The sequence below is a fragment of the Microbacterium sp. ZXX196 genome, assembly GCF_009709595.1.
Lineage (GTDB): Bacteria > Actinomycetota > Actinomycetes > Actinomycetales > Microbacteriaceae > Microbacterium > Microbacterium excoecariae.
Window position 1 is genome coordinate 1 of record NZ_WMEE01000474.1, and the last position, 241, is coordinate 241.

1 protein-coding gene is annotated in these 241 nt (G+C 62.7%); it reads left to right on the top strand.

The window, feature by feature from the left end:
• Window positions 1-134: 134 nt before the first annotated feature.
• The coding region (locus GJQ66_RS13715) for a twin-arginine translocase TatA/TatE family subunit (protein ID WP_196215953.1) at window positions 135-241 on the top strand (107 nt) is incomplete at its 3' end.

Sequence of the window (241 nt, forward strand, 5' to 3'; positions counted from 1 at the left end):
AAACCCACGGTATGCACGCGCATTGCCGCCCGTTCACCGCCGAACGTTACGATCGCTGTCAGCACTAGCACGCCAGTCCGACCCCCACGGCAGGCACCGAAGTAGACGCCGACCCGGCGAGAAGGTAGTCGCACATGCTCAGCAACCTCAGGGCCCCCGAGATCATTCTGATCCTCGTCGTCATTGTGCTGCTGTTCGGCGCGAAGAAGCTCCCGGACATGGCACGTTCGCTCGGCAAGTC